The 13,411-nt window shown below is 56.5% G+C and carries 12 protein-coding genes and 1 pseudogene; 4 read left to right on the top strand and 9 right to left on the bottom strand.

Annotation, left to right across the window (positions count from 1 at the left end; genetic code table 11):
- Positions 1 to 56 precede the first annotated feature (56 nt).
- On the top strand, positions 57 to 1,337 hold the full coding sequence (locus BMF08_RS06465; RefSeq protein WP_072571450.1) for an MFS transporter: 1,281 nt from the start codon (positions 57 to 59) through the stop codon (positions 1,335 to 1,337).
- A 40-nt stretch (positions 1,338 to 1,377) separates the two neighbouring features.
- Entirely contained in the window at positions 1,378 to 2,352 is a 975-nt protein-coding gene (gene ghrB / locus BMF08_RS06460) for a glyoxylate/hydroxypyruvate reductase GhrB (RefSeq protein ID WP_072571449.1), read from the top strand.
- A 71-nt stretch (positions 2,353 to 2,423) separates the two neighbouring features.
- Here the strand turns inward: ghrB and cspE are convergent, their stop codons facing one another.
- Together cspE and BMF08_RS06450 are read right to left on the bottom strand one after the other, a co-directional pair.
- The gene (gene cspE, locus BMF08_RS06455; protein WP_072571448.1) at positions 2,424 to 2,636 is read right to left on the bottom strand and encodes a transcription antiterminator/RNA stability regulator CspE; all 213 of its coding nucleotides are present in this window, start codon (positions 2,634 to 2,636) and stop codon (positions 2,424 to 2,426) included.
- Between the two features lie 267 nt (positions 2,637 to 2,903).
- The gene (locus tag BMF08_RS06450) at positions 2,904 to 3,614 is read right to left on the bottom strand and encodes a DUF3053 domain-containing protein (protein ID WP_072571447.1); all 711 of its coding nucleotides are present in this window, start codon (positions 3,612 to 3,614) and stop codon (positions 2,904 to 2,906) included.
- Between the two features lie 403 nt (positions 3,615 to 4,017).
- Between BMF08_RS06450 and BMF08_RS06445 the strand changes: the two genes are divergently transcribed.
- Positions 4,018 to 4,314: an HTH-type transcriptional regulator gene (locus BMF08_RS06445; protein WP_072571446.1), complete on the top strand. Its 297-nt coding sequence runs from the start codon at positions 4,018 to 4,020 to the stop codon at positions 4,312 to 4,314.
- Positions 4,315 to 4,460: 146 nt separating this feature from the next.
- Here BMF08_RS06445 and glyS read toward each other — a convergent pair whose 3' ends face one another.
- The 3 genes from glyS to BMF08_RS06430 form a co-directional block, all read right to left on the bottom strand.
- Positions 4,461 to 6,530: a glycine--tRNA ligase subunit beta gene (glyS, locus tag BMF08_RS06440; protein WP_072571445.1), complete on the bottom strand. Its 2,070-nt coding sequence runs from the start codon at positions 6,528 to 6,530 to the stop codon at positions 4,461 to 4,463.
- Positions 6,531 to 6,539: 9 nt separating this feature from the next.
- Positions 6,540 to 7,451: a glycine--tRNA ligase subunit alpha gene (gene glyQ, locus BMF08_RS06435; RefSeq protein ID WP_072571444.1), complete on the bottom strand. Its 912-nt coding sequence runs from the start codon at positions 7,449 to 7,451 to the stop codon at positions 6,540 to 6,542.
- 114 nt (positions 7,452 to 7,565) lie between these two features.
- Complete coding sequence (locus tag BMF08_RS06430) at positions 7,566 to 7,868, bottom strand: YsaB family lipoprotein (RefSeq protein WP_072571443.1); 303 nt, start codon at positions 7,866 to 7,868, stop codon at positions 7,566 to 7,568.
- Positions 7,869 to 8,054: 186 nt separating this feature from the next.
- On the opposite strand from BMF08_RS06430, the gene BMF08_RS06425 reads away from it, so the two are divergent.
- Positions 8,055 to 9,050: an acyltransferase gene (locus tag BMF08_RS06425; RefSeq protein ID WP_072571442.1), complete on the top strand. Its 996-nt coding sequence runs from the start codon at positions 8,055 to 8,057 to the stop codon at positions 9,048 to 9,050.
- Here BMF08_RS06425 and BMF08_RS06420 read toward each other — a convergent pair.
- The 4 genes and pseudogenes from BMF08_RS06420 to xylA all read right to left on the bottom strand — a co-directional run bounded on the left by BMF08_RS06420 (position 9,043) and on the right by xylA (position 13,192).
- Positions 9,043 to 9,963 (bottom strand): GlxA family transcriptional regulator, encoded by a 921-nt coding sequence (locus BMF08_RS06420; RefSeq protein WP_072571441.1) that lies wholly within the window; start codon positions 9,961 to 9,963, stop codon positions 9,043 to 9,045. The genes BMF08_RS06425 and BMF08_RS06420 overlap by 8 nt on opposite strands.
- Positions 9,960 to 10,139: pseudogene (locus BMF08_RS21445) on the bottom strand (hydrolase); the annotation flags it as partial. The pseudogene BMF08_RS21445 and the gene BMF08_RS06420, both read right to left, overlap by 4 nt.
- Before the next feature lie 216 nt (positions 10,140 to 10,355).
- On the bottom strand, positions 10,356 to 11,810 hold the full coding sequence (gene xylB, locus BMF08_RS06410) for a xylulokinase (RefSeq protein WP_072571440.1): 1,455 nt from the start codon (positions 11,808 to 11,810) through the stop codon (positions 10,356 to 10,358).
- 62 nt (positions 11,811 to 11,872) lie between these two features.
- Complete coding sequence (xylA, locus tag BMF08_RS06405; RefSeq protein ID WP_099458832.1) at positions 11,873 to 13,192, bottom strand: xylose isomerase; 1,320 nt, start codon at positions 13,190 to 13,192, stop codon at positions 11,873 to 11,875.
- Positions 13,193 to 13,411 lie beyond the last annotated feature (219 nt).

The following is a 13,411-nucleotide window of genomic DNA, read 5'->3' as shown; positions in this document are numbered from 1 at the left end:
GCGCCCCTCTTTATCATATTTGAACCTCAGTACCCTACAATGCCAGAGGCAACCCTATGAAAAGTCCGACTAATGCAACAAAACGCTGGCTGTACATTATGCCGATTGTGTTTATCACATACAGCCTGGCTTATCTGGATCGCGCCAACTTTAGCTTCGCTTCCGCGGCAGGCATCAATGACGATCTTGGCATCACTAAAGGCGTCTCATCGCTGCTGGGCGCACTGTTTTTCCTCGGCTACTTCTTCTTTCAGATCCCCGGCGCAATGTACGCTGAACGCCGCAGCGTGCGGAAATTGATCTTTATTTGTCTGATCTTATGGGGCGCCTGCGCCTCGCTCACCGGCGTGGTAAATAATATTCCGGCGCTGGCGGCGATCCGCTTTATTCTTGGCGTGGTGGAAGCGGCGGTGATGCCCGCGATGCTGATTTATATCAGCAACTGGTTTACTAAATCAGAACGCTCGCGCGCCAATACCTTCCTTATTCTGGGTAACCCGGTCACGGTGTTGTGGATGTCGGTGGTGTCCGGCTACCTGATCCAGTCTTTCGGCTGGCGCGAAATGTTCATTATTGAAGGCGTACCGGCAGTGCTCTGGGCATTCTGCTGGTGGGTGCTGGTCAGGGATAAACCGTCGCAGGTGTCATGGCTGGCGGCAGAGGAAAAAGCCGCGTTGCAGGCGCAGCTGGAGCAGGAACAACAGGGTATTAAAGCGGTGCGTAATTACGGCGAAGCCTTCCGTTCGCGCAACGTGATCCTGCTGTGTATGCAGTATTTTGCCTGGAGTATCGGCGTGTACGGCTTTGTGCTGTGGCTGCCGTCCATTATTCACAGCGGCGGTGAAAATCTCGGTATGGTGGCGGTCGGCTGGCTCTCCTCGGTGCCTTATCTGGCGGCGACCATTGCGATGATCCTCGCCTCATGGGCGTCGGACAAAATGCAAAACCGTAAACTCTTTGTCTGGCCGCTGCTGTTGATCGCCGCCTTTGCCTTTATCGGCTCCTGGGCCGTAGGGGCGAACCATTTCTGGGTTTCCTATACGCTGCTGGTGATTGCCGGGGCGGCGATGTATGCGCCTTACGGCCCTTTCTTCGCCATTATCCCGGAAATGTTGCCGCGTAATGTCGCGGGTGGCGCGATGGCGCTGATCAACAGTATGGGCGCGCTTGGCTCTTTCTTTGGCTCCTGGTTCGTGGGTTATCTCAACGGATCGACAGGCAGCCCGGCGGCATCGTACATCTTTATGGGGGTGGCGCTTTTTGTCTCGGTATGGCTTACTCTGATTGTTAAGCCTGCTAATAATCAACAGATTCCGGCGGGCGCGCGCCACGCATGATGCGCCTGACGACCCGCTATTACTGATTTGGGAGAACCGCATGAAGCCGTCCATTATTCTGTACAAAGCCATGCCTGATGATCTACAAAAACGTCTGGAAGACCATTTCACCGTCACCAGGGTGCCGAATCTGCATCCGGAGACGGTGCAACAACATGCAGAGGCATTTGCCAGTGCGGAAGGTTTGCTGGGTTCAAGCGAGAAAGTCGACGCCGCGCTGCTGGAGAAAATGCCGAAGCTACGCGCCACGTCGACCATCTCGGTAGGCTATGACAACTTCGATGTGGATGCGTTAAACGATCGTAAGATCCTGCTGATGCATACGCCTACCGTGCTGACCGAAACCGTGGCCGATACCATGATGGCGCTGGTGCTGAGCACAGCCCGTCGGGTGGTGGAAGTGGCGGAGCGCGTAAAAGCAGGCGAATGGACAAAAAACATCGGGCCGGACTGGTTTGGCATCGACGTGCACCATAAAACGCTGGGCATCGTCGGCATGGGCCGCATCGGTCTGGCACTGGCGCAGCGCGCGCACTTTGGTTTCGGCATGCCGATCCTCTATAACGCCCGCCGTCATCATACGGAAGCGGAAGAGCGCTTTGGCGCGCGTTACTGTGAACTGGATGCCCTGCTGGAAGAAGCCGATTTTGTCTGCCTGGTGCTGCCGCTAACGGATGAGACGCACCATATGATCGGCGCGGATCAGTTTGCCCGCATGAAATCCTCGGCGATCTTTATCAACGCCGGTCGTGGCCCGGTGGTGGACGAGAAAGCGCTGATTGCAGCGCTGAAGAACGGCGAGATCCATGCTGCGGGTCTGGACGTTTTCGAACAGGAGCCGCTGCCGGCAGATTCGGAACTGCTGTCGCTGCCGAACGTGGTCGCCCTGCCGCATATCGGTTCCGCCACCTTTGAAACGCGTTACAACATGGCCGCCTGCGCGGTGGATAATCTGATCGACGCGCTCAATGGCAAAGTAGAGAAAAACTGTGTGAATCCGCAGATCGCGAAATAGCCGGAAGCCAGAAAAGAAAAAACCCCGCATGGCGGGGTTTTTTTTAGAAAGCGTGCTTTAAACGGAAGCGATTACAGGCTTACAACGTTACCAGCAGACGGGCCTTTAGCGCCGCTTTCGATGGTGAAGGACACTTTCTGGCCTTCATCAAGGGATTTGTAGCCATCGTTCTGGATAGCAGAGAAGTGTACGAACACATCTTTAGAGCCATCGTCAGGAGTGATGAAGCCGAAGCCTTTGTCAGAGTTGAACCATTTTACCAGACCAGTCATTTTACCAGACATAGAGATTACCTTTTTAATTAAGTTTGCCTTCCGGCGCTACGGCGTGCTTTACAGATTTTAAGCGATAAAGGAAAGCTCTCAACGAAGGGTATCTATGGATAACTCCTGGAGGGACTGCTTTATAAAGTGCTTTAGGTCTGTACGTCAAACCGGGGAGCATTAACGCATTATCCCGGAGGCTTAGCAAGACTTATTTCAGCCGTCCACAAGGCCAGGGCCTCAGCGAAGCGGCGGATCCCCCCGCTTTTTGGCGGGGGGACGAAACGCTTATTGCGTCGCGTTAACGGCAGCGGTCCAGGCTTGTGTAAACGCCTGATGCTGCGACGCCAGCGGCCCAATCAGCGAGTTATACTGGCTGGCCTGCTGGGAAGTCGGGAACTGGATCCCGTTAGCAACAAAGCTCACCTGTGTGTCCTGCTGGGCAATAAAATCACCCACCTGAACCAGTTGCTGCGTAAAGATTTGTGCAGCCGGGATCAGCGGTTGCAGCGCGTTTGACGGCGCGGTAACCACTTTTTGATAAGCCTGGTCATAAACCGGCTTCAAATCATCGGCCTGTTTCAGCGCGGCACGAGAAGAATCCGCCTGCATTTTTGCATTCTGCAACTGCTGGCTCAGCACGCCTAACGACCCGTTTGCCTGACGCAGCGGTTCGCGCTGGGTCATGTAATCCTGCGGCACGCGAATGGCATTCACGCTGTCTACAACCGGACGCAGACCCGCGTCCATCGCCTGATTCACCTGCTGGGAATAACCATAAAGAATGGCGTAATCCGATACAAAGGGACCAAACTGTTTTTTCTGATCCGCGGTCAGGGTAGGCAAACGCTCACCGCTGCGCATCACTGTATTTTGCAGAAAATCGATAAACGCCTTGCGCTGATCGCCTTCTTTATCAAAACACCCACTCAGGCTAACCACCATTAATAACGCCGCAAGAGGCGCAAACCAGCGAGAGCAGGACTTTCCTGTCGCCATTTTATTACTCCTTTCACCCAAAAAAGCGCACACCGGCACACACGTGCCCGACGCTGACAAGGATAGTCCAGGTCGGCTTTGCAAGATACCCTTTCCTGACATTCTTGTCAGGGAAAGCCCCGCATCGGAATTGCTCTGCGGCCCCCGCTACGCTTAGTGCGTACCGGCAATGCTTAGTATTTTTTTTGCTGATCATTTACAAAAGTCTACAGCTAAAAACCAGGGCTTAATGATCAAGGCATTAAAGAGAGCCTGGACAAGAAAAAAGGTATTTTTAGTATATAAAGGTCCATTACCTGACAATTAATCACTCTCGCAACCATCCAGAATAATATTTACCGACTACTCTTAAATGGCTCGTTGTCGTTTACGATCACGCCTTGTGATTTATGAGGAGTTCTCAATGGAATATAAAGATCCTATGTTTGAACTGCTTAGCAGTCTGGAACAAATTGTCTTTAAACACGATGTATCGCAACAAACTATCACGTTGAATCAAAAACCTAATCCTTTCAGTGAGTTTGAGCAGCTGCGTAAAGGTACCGGTCTGAAAAACGATGATTTTGCCCGGGTAATGGGTGTGAGCGTGGCGATGGTTCATGAATGGGAGTCTAAAAGGGTAAAACCCTCCCCGACTGAACTGAAGTTGCTGCGCCTGCTCCAGGCCAACCCAAGATTAAGTAAGCAATTGATGGAATAATTTTTTGTACTTTGTACCTGAGGTGTTCCTGAAAGTTTAAACCCGCCAAATGGCGGGTTTTATGTTTTGTGCCGGGTGGCGCTACGCTTACCCGGCCTACAAAATAAATGTAGGTCCGGCAAGCCTGCGCCGCCGGGCAATGAGACTTACTGCAACAGCGAAATATCCGCGACCTGCAGGAACAGCTCACGCAGCTTCGCCAGCAGCGTCAGGCGGTTGATACGCACCTGCGCGTCTTCGGCATTCACCATCACGCTTTCAAAGAACTCATCCACCGGCTCGCGCAGCGAGGCCAGCTCGATCAACGCGTCCTGATAACGGCCTTCAGCGAAGACCGGCTGCAGCTTATCGCGCATCACCGCCACCTGCATGGCAAGGCGGATTTCCGCATCGTCTTTCAGCACCGAGGCGTGAACGTTATCGTTCAGCGGCTCGCTGGATTTCGCCAGGATGTTGGAGACACGTTTGTTGGCTGCCGCCAGCGCCGCCGCTTCGGAGAGCGTACGGAAGTGGGACACCGCCTTCATACGCGCATCGAAATCAGCCGGACGGGTCGGACGACGCGCCAGCACCGCCTGAATGGTATCCACGCTGTAGCCTTCATCCTGATACCAGGCGCGGAAACGACCCAGCATAAAGTCGATGACGTCGTCAGTAACGTTAGCGTTAGTCAGCTTATCGCCATACAGACGCACGGCTTCTTCGGTGAGGGTTTGCAGATCGAGAGAAAGGTTTTTCTCGACGATAATACGCAGCACGCCCAGCGCGGCACGACGCAGCGCAAACGGATCTTTGTCGCCTTTCGGATGCTGACCGATACCAAAGATACCCGCCAGGGTGTCCATTTTATCGGCAATCGCGACGGCGCAGGCCACCGGGTTGGACGGCAGCGCATCACCGGCAAAGCGCGGCTGATACTGCTCTTTCAGGGCCACGGCAACGTCTTCCGCTTCGCCATCGAAACGTGCGTAGTGCATGCCCATCACGCCCTGGGTGTCGGTGAACTCAAACACCATGTTGGTCATCAGGTCGCACTTGGAGAGCAGACCGGCACGTTCAGCATGGCTGACATCCGCGCCAATCTGACCGGCGATCCAGCCCGCCAGCGCGGTGATGCGGTCAGTTTTGTCGCGCAGCGTGCCGAGCTGTTGCTGGAACAGTACGGTTTGCAGACGCGGCAGATTATCTTCCAGGCGCTTTTTACGGTCGGTATTAAAGAAGAATTCCGCATCCGCCAGACGCGGACGCACCACTTTCTCGTTACCGGAAATAATTTGCTGCGGATCGCTGGACTCGATGTTCGCCACAAAGATGAAGTTCGGCAGCAGTTTGCCGTCCGCCGCGTAAACCGGGAAGTATTTCTGGTCACCCTTCATGGTGTACACCAGCGCTTCGGACGGTACGGCGAGGAATTTCTCTTCGAATTTCGCGGTCAGCACCACCGGCCATTCCACCAGCGAGGCCACTTCTTCCAGCAGGCTTTCGCTGAGATCGGCAATGCCGCCAATCTTACGCGCCGCTTCTTCAGCGTCCGCTTTAATTTTGGCTTTACGGGCTTCGTAATCCGCCATCACTTTGCCGCGCTCCAGCAGGATCTGCGGATACTGATCGGCATTGTCGATGGTGAATTCCGGCTCGCCCATAAAGCGGTGGCCGCGGATCACGCGATCGGAGGTGATACCGAGGATCGTCGCCGGGATCACTTCATCCCCCAGCAGCAGAGTCAGGGTATGAACCGGACGCACGAAGTGTACGTCGCTTGCGCCCCAGCGCATCAGTTTCGGGATCGGCAGTTTAGCAAGGGAGGTCGCAATCATGTTCGGCAGCAGCGTCTGCACGCTTTCGCCTTTCACATGGGCACGATAAAGCAGCCATTCGCCTTTATCGGTGGTCAGACGCTCCGCCTGATCAACGGTGATGCCGCAGCCGCGCGCCCAGCCTTCAGCCGCTTTGCTCGGTTTACCTTCCGCATCAAAGGCCTGAGCAATCGCCGGGCCACGTTTTTCAACTTCACGATCCGGCTGCGCCGCCGCGAGGCTGGCGATTTTCAGCGCCAGACGGCGCGGGGCGGCGAACCACTCCACGTTACCGTGGGCGATGCCCGCGGCATCCAGTTCCGCCGTCACGTTCGCAGCAAAGGATTCCGCCAGGCTGCGCAGGGCTTTTGGTGGCAGCTCTTCAGTGCCGAGTTCCACGAGAAAAGTTTTTTCAGACATGGCCGCCTCTTATTTATTTCGGTTGCACATCGGGAAGCCAAGGGCTTCACGGGACGCGTAATAAGCCTCTGCAACGGCTTTGGTCAGCGTGCGAATACGCAAAATGTAACGCTGACGTTCAGTCACGGAGATGGCTTTGCGCGCATCCAGCAAGTTAAAGCTGTGGGCGGCCTTCAGAATGCGCTCGTAAGCAGGCAGCGGCAGCGGGGTTTCCAGCGCCAGCAGCTGCTGCGCTTCTTTTTCATACTGCTCGAAGCAGGTGAAAAGGAAATCGACGTCAGCGTATTCGAAGTTATAAGTGGACTGTTCCACTTCGTTCTGATGGAACACGTCGCCGTAGGTGGTTTTACCCAGCGGGCCGTCGCTCCAGACCAGGTCGTAAACGCTGTCCACGCCCTGAATGTACATGGCCAGACGTTCCAGGCCGTAGGTGATCTCACCGGTAACCGGTTTGCATTCCAGACCGCCCACCTGCTGGAAGTAAGTGAACTGCGTCACTTCCATGCCGTTCAGCCACACTTCCCAGCCCAGACCCCAGGCGCCCAGCGTCGGGTTTTCCCAGTTATCTTCGACGAAGCGAATGTCATGGATGGTCGGATCCATACCCAGTTCTTTCAGGGAACCGAGGTACAGCTCCTGGATATTGTCCGGAGACGGCTTAATGACCACCTGAAACTGGTAGTAATGCTGTAAGCGGTTCGGGTTTTCGCCATAGCGACCATCGGTCGGACGGCGGGAAGGCTGCACATAGGCGGTCGCCATAGGCTCTGGCCCCAGCGCGCGCAGGCAGGTCATCGGGTGTGAGGTGCCGGCGCCCACTTCCATGTCCAATGGTTGAACAATGGTGCAGCCCTGGCGAGCCCAGTAATCCTGTAAGGTCAGGATCAGGCCCTGGAAGGTCCTGGTATCAAACTTTTGCATAATATTTCGTGCTGGATACGGTGGATTTAAGGAAGTCGCCAGTATACCCGTTGACCGCAAGATATACAGTACGAAACGGGGTTGTTTAGGGAAAATTGGGTTTGTGGCGTGGCCTTAGCGCATGGAAAGGTGCAAAAACTGACCGTCGGGATCGAAAGCGCAAACAAAACGTTCTTCACGGGGCGTATAGCCGCGCACTTCATAACTCGCCTGAAATTGTACAAAGCCGGTGACTGCAATATTCTGCGCCCCGGTATTATAGCGGTGAGCGGCGTTCTCTTTGCACAGTTGCTCCATGGACAACGAGCGGGCCGGGCTGACCTTCGCCTGCTGCGCTTTTTGTACGCTCTGCCCGTCAGGGCTGCTACAGCCGGTCAGTAAGAGTAATAATGCTGGAAATACATACTTCATCATCATTTTTATCGCCGCCATGTTATCTGGCTATTATTTTTAATAAGAGGGAGCAGGCTGATTGCGCTGTTAAATATATTGCAAACACAGCATGGCAGGTACAAGCGCAAGCCGGGAAACTCGGAATTATCCAGTGAGAACACGCTGGCAATCGCGAGTCAGAGCCTGTTTAAGACGGAAATCGGGGAACGAATGCAGTCAAAAATTAACTGGATAGACAATCTGCGGGGCATCGCCTGCCTGATGGTCGTGATGATCCACACCACCAGCTGGTATATCACCAACGCGCAGAGCGTCAGCCCACTGTACTGGGATATGGCCAATATCCTCAATTCCGCGTCGCGGGTCAGCGTACCGCTGTTTTTTATGATTTCAGGCTATCTGTTCTTTGGTGAACGCAGCGCGCAGCCGCGCCATTTTTTGCGCATCGGCCTCTGCCTGCTGTTCTACAGTCTGGTGGCGTTTCTCTATATTACGTTTTTTACCTCGATAAACGGCGAGCTGTCGCTGAGAAACCTGCTGCAAAAGCCGGTGTTTTATCACCTGTGGTTTTTCTTCGCCATCATTGTGATTTACCTGCTGTCGCCGCTGATCCAGGTGAAAAGCGTGAGCGGCAAAATGCTGCTGGCGCTGACCGTGGTGATTGGCGTAGTCGCCAACCCTAATACCCTGTCGCTGAAAACCGGCGGCGTGGAATGGCTGCCGGTGAATCTGTACATCAACGGCGATACCTTTTACTACGTGCTGTACGGCATTCTCGGGCGCGCCCTCGGCATGATGGATACGCAGCGCAAATATGTGAGCGGGCTGTGCGCGGCGCTGTTTATTGCCGCAGTGTTTGTCATTTCGCGCGGCACGCTGCATGAACTGCGCTGGCGCGGTAATTTCGCCGATACCTGGTATCACTATTGCGGCCCGATGGTGTTTATCTGCGCCATCAGCCTGCTTACGCTGGTGAAAAACACGCTCAATACCCGCGTTCTGCCGGGTCTGGGGCTGATCTCGCGGCATTCATTAGGCATTTACGGCTTTCACGCGCTGATTATTCATGCGTTACGCACGCGCGGGGTGGAGATAAAAAGCTCGCCGCTGCTGGATATGCTGTGGATCTTCGCCGCCGCGCTGGTATGCAGTTTAGCGCTGTCGATGCTGTTGCAGCGCCTCGATAGCCGTCGCTTTGTCAGCTGATGGCCCGCTGGCGGGCGCGGTGCAGCTGCCGCGGAGAGGAAAATCCCGCGGCCTGCGACGCGTGTTCGACACCGCGCCCCTGCACCAGCCACTGCTCCGCCACCGCCAGCCGCAGCTGTTCCAGGTAGTCGCGCACGCTGATGCCCAGATGTTGCTGGAACAGCCGCGTCAGGTGACGCGGGCTGACGTGCGCACAGGCGGCAATGTCCACCAGCGACCAGGCTTTTTCAGGTGCATTCGTTAACGCATCCTGCGCCCGGTGGATCGCCGGATGCAGATGATTACGATAGCGCAACCAGGGCGACAGCTGTGGATCGTCCCCCGAGCGGCGAAACCACACCACCATCTCCCGCGCCACGGCCAGCGCCGTTTCCGGCCCGCACAGGCGGTTAATCAGGTGCAGGGTTAAATCAATCCCCGAGGTGATACCGGCGCTGGTCCAGATGCCGCGATCTTCAATAAAAATGCGGTTCTCTTTCACCTGCGCCGTCGGCGCGGCGGCCTTCAGCCGGGCGATCACATCGTGGTGTGTGGTGCAGGTGATCCCCTGCATCAGCCCGGCTTTCGCCGCCAGCAGGGAGCCGGAACAGACGCACATCAGGGTGATGTTCTGGCTGTGGATCAGCGGCTGCTGGCGCATCAACCAGTGACAAACACGGTCGGCCTGCGGTGTGGCGAAATAGCGTGAGGAGTCTGACACGCCGGGAAGCACCAGCAGACTGCCATCCGGCAGCGTGTCGGGCAGCGGCGCGATATTGCCCATGGTCACGCCGACAGAGGTCGGCACCTCGGCGTCCGGCCCGATGAAATGCAGGCGGAACGCATTGCCCGCCAGCGCAAAGGTTTCTGCCGGGCCGGTCATATCCAGCGCCAGCACCCCCGGCAGCATCACGAACCAGACATCCACACTCATGCAAGCGACTCCAGCGTTTGGGTTACGGTTTTAATGGCGGCAAAGCGATCCACCAGCACGGTTTCCGTGCGGTGACGCAGCGTTGCGCTGTCCAGCGTAATGCCATTATGCGTCATCGGGAAGGTTAACGTCGCTTCGCTGACAAAGGTCACGCGGTAGCCCAGATCCGCCGCCACCAGACGGAGCATTGCCTCCTGAAATGCAGGCAACTACTCCTCCTCCTGCCAGAAATCTTTTTGCGGGAAGGATTGTTGGGTATCGATATTGATAAGCGCGGTACGGGTCATTTCAGGACGCCTTGTGCAGTGGGTGTACTGCCATTCTGACAAGGCGTCCTGCGTTTGCTAATACCAGAAAAGGACATCATCAGGCCGTTCGCGGACGGCCTGCTTTCACGACATCAACGGCAGAAGCTGCTGGTAGATGCGGCGGAAGGTTTCCCGGCGCGGTGCGTAATGCGCGTGGCGCGCGGCATCCGGCAGATGCGCCTGCTCCAGCGGCAACGGCGGCAGCAGATCGGACAGCGCCCGATCCGGGTTAAGGGCGATCTGCGCCAGCCTTGCCGCGCCGAGCGCCGGACCGACATCGCCGCCGGTGCGGTAATCCAGCTGCTGACCGCTGATATCCGCCAGCATCTGCCGCCAGTAAGGGCTGCGCGCTCCGCCGCCAATCAGCGTGACGCTTTGCGGCGTGATGCCACAGGCATGCACCACATCCATGCCGTCCGCCAGCGCGTAGCCGACGCCTTCCAGCACAGCGCGCGCCAGTTCGTTCTGCCCGTGCTGATGGGTCAGACCAAAAAAGACGCCTTTCGCCTGCGGGTTGTTATGCGGCGTGCGCTCGCCGGAGAGATACGGCAGAAACCAGAGGTCACCGGCGTTCTTATCCGCCTGCTGCGCGGCGTTAATCAGTTCCGCCACCGAGGACAGGCCGGTCAGCTTCGCCGCCCAGTCGAGACAGGAGGCGGCGCTCAGCATCACGGACATTAAATGCCAGCGTTCCGGCAGCGCGTGGCAGAAACTGTGCACGGCGCTTTCCGGTTTACTCAGAAAGCCATCGCTGACGGCAAAATAGACGCCGGAGGTGCCGAGGGAGAGCATCGCCTGGCCCGCATCGATCATGCCAACGCCCACGGCACCGGCGGCGTTATCGCCTCCGCCAGCCACCACCGGCACGGCGGGTAATCCCCAGGCCTGCGCCACCTCAGGCAACAGACTGCCGGTAATGGCGCTGCCTTCAAACAGCGCGGGCATCTGGTCGCGGGTCAGTCCGCAGGCTGCCAGCAGGGTATCGCTCCAGTCACGCTTCGCGACGTCCAGCCACAGGGTGCCTGCCGCATCGGACATATCGCTGGCGTACTCGCCGGTCATGCGCAGACGCAGGTAATCTTTAGGCAGTAATACTTTCGCCACGCGGGCGAACACGTCCGGTTCGTGACGCTTCACCCACAGCAGTTTTGGCGCGGTAAAACCGGGCATCATCAGATTGCCGGTAATGGCGCGCGAGTCCGGCACCTGGGCTTCAAGCAGCGCGCACTCTTCACCGCAGCGGCCATCGTTCCATAAAATCGCCGGACGCAGGATAACGTCCTGTTTATCAAGCAGGGTGGCGCCGTGCATCTGCCCGGCGATCCCCACGGCTTTTACCTGGGCCAGCGGATGCTGTGCGCCGAGGCCTTTGATTGCGCGATCCGTCGCCAGCCACCACTGTTCGGGATCCTGCTCGGACCAGAGTGGATGCGGGCGTGAAACCGTCAGCGACTCGGTGTAAGAGGCAAGCACGTTACCCTGCTCGCCCAGCAGGATCGCTTTTACGCCCGAGGTGCCGAGGTCGATACCGATGTACATAATGACTGCTCCTGTACAGGCTGTGATCGGAGCGCCACGACGGACGTGGCGCTCAGGGTTTGCTAACCAAACAGATAACGGTTAACGAGATTTTCCAGCAGTTCCTGATGGCCGCTCTGGTGCTGCGGCGCCAGGTTTTGTTGCTCAGCGTGCTTCGCCAGTTCCGCCAGCGACAGCTGTCCTTTCAGGATCTGTTGACCCAGCTCACCGTTCCAGCCTGCGTAACGCTTCGCCACGCGCTTATCCAGTTCGCCGCTTTCAATCATGCGCGCCGCCACTTTCAGCGCCAGCGCCATGGTGTCCATCGCGCCAATATGACCGTAGAACAGATCGTATTTGTCGGTGCTCTGGCGGCGGATTTTGGCGTCAAAGTTCAGACCACCGGTGGTAAAACCGCCCGCTTTGACGATTTCATACATCACCAGCGCGTTCTCTTCAACGCTGTTCGGGAACTGGTCGGTATCCCAGCCCAGCTGTGGATCGCCACGGTTAGCATCCACAGAGCCAAAGATGCCCAGCGCGATGGCGGAGGCGATCTCGTGGTGGAAGGTGTGCCCCGCCAGAGTGGCGTGGTTGGCTTCGATATTCACTTTGATCTCTTTTTCCAGACCGAACTGCTTGAGGAAGCCGTAGACCGTGGCGACGTCGTAATCGTACTGGTGCTTGGTTGGCTCCTGCGGTTTTGGCTCAATCAGCAGAGTGCCCTGGAAGCCGATTTTGTGTTTGTGCTCCACCACCATCTGCATGAAGCGGCCAATTTGCTCGCGCTCCTGGCGCAGATCGGTATTCAGCAGGGTTTCGTAGCCTTCGCGACCACCCCACAGCACATAGTTTTCACCGCCCAGTTGATGGGTAGCGTTCATTGCCGTCACCACCTGCGTGGCCGCCCAGCTGAACACTTCCGGATCCGGGTTGGTGGCCGCGCCCGCGCCGTAGCGAGGATTAGTAAAGCAGTTTGCCGTGCCCCACAGCAGCTTCACGCCGCTCTCCTGCTGTTTTTGCGCCAGCACGTCGGTCATTTTCGCAAAATTGTTCAGATACTCTTTCAGCGATGCGCCTTCCGGCGAGACGTCGACATCATGGAAGCAGTAGTAAGGCACATTCAGTTTGTGGAAAAACTCAAAGGCCACATCGGCTTTACGTTTTGCCAGCTCAAGCGCATCGCCCGCCTGCTGCCAGGGGCGTTCAAAGGCTCCCACGCCAAACATATCAGAGCCGTTCCAGCAGAAGGTGTGCCAGTAACAGGCGGCGAAACGCAGATGATCTTCCATGCGCTTGCCCAGAACCAGCTCGTCCGGATTGTAGTGGCGGAAGGCTAACGGATTGGTGGATTGGGTACCTTCGTAGCGTACACGTTCAAGTTGGTCGAAATAGGCTTGCATAATCAGCTCCATAATCAATGTATGCGGCGAGTGTTCGTTGCTGCGTTAATACTGGATCCTCTCAGCGCCTGGCTCAATTACGTTATTTCACACTGCTATTGAGATAATGCACAAACGTGCGCTGGCTCCCAAAATAAATGTCTACAGGTTACCTTGCGGCGCGCCTTCCAATTTTCTGCAAAATCTAATACCCGGGAAGATTAAAATCAGATCGCGGTC

The organism is Enterobacter sp. SA187 (genome assembly GCF_001888805.2).
Lineage (GTDB): Bacteria > Pseudomonadota > Gammaproteobacteria > Enterobacterales > Enterobacteriaceae > Enterobacter_D.
The sequence above is the reverse complement of the archived record's forward strand: the minus strand, read 5'-3'. Positions and strand labels throughout refer to the sequence as shown.

What these genes read in the sequence shown, in the direction of transcription:
- BMF08_RS06465 (WP_072571450.1), top strand. Translation starts at nt 57, where the DNA reads ATGAAAAGTCCGACTAATGCAACAAAACGCTGGCTGTACATTATGCCG.
- ghrB (WP_072571449.1), top strand. Translation starts at nt 1,378, where the DNA reads ATGAAGCCGTCCATTATTCTGTACAAAGCCATGCCTGATGATCTACAA.
- cspE (WP_072571448.1), bottom strand. Translation starts at nt 2,636, where the DNA reads ATGTCTGGTAAAATGACTGGTCTGGTAAAATGGTTCAACTCTGACAAA.
- BMF08_RS06450 (WP_072571447.1), bottom strand. Translation starts at nt 3,614, where the DNA reads ATGGCGACAGGAAAGTCCTGCTCTCGCTGGTTTGCGCCTCTTGCGGCG.
- BMF08_RS06445 (WP_072571446.1), top strand. Translation starts at nt 4,018, where the DNA reads ATGGAATATAAAGATCCTATGTTTGAACTGCTTAGCAGTCTGGAACAA.
- glyS (WP_072571445.1), bottom strand. Translation starts at nt 6,530, where the DNA reads ATGTCTGAAAAAACTTTTCTCGTGGAACTCGGCACTGAAGAGCTGCCA.
- glyQ (WP_072571444.1), bottom strand. Translation starts at nt 7,451, where the DNA reads ATGCAAAAGTTTGATACCAGGACCTTCCAGGGCCTGATCCTGACCTTA.
- BMF08_RS06430 (WP_072571443.1), bottom strand. Translation starts at nt 7,868, where the DNA reads ATGATGATGAAGTATGTATTTCCAGCATTATTACTCTTACTGACCGGC.
- BMF08_RS06425 (WP_072571442.1), top strand. Translation starts at nt 8,055, where the DNA reads ATGCAGTCAAAAATTAACTGGATAGACAATCTGCGGGGCATCGCCTGC.
- BMF08_RS06420 (WP_072571441.1), bottom strand. Translation starts at nt 9,963, where the DNA reads ATGAGTGTGGATGTCTGGTTCGTGATGCTGCCGGGGGTGCTGGCGCTG.
- xylB (WP_072571440.1), bottom strand. Translation starts at nt 11,810, where the DNA reads ATGTACATCGGTATCGACCTCGGCACCTCGGGCGTAAAAGCGATCCTG.
- xylA (WP_099458832.1), bottom strand. Translation starts at nt 13,192, where the DNA reads ATGCAAGCCTATTTCGACCAACTTGAACGTGTACGCTACGAAGGTACC.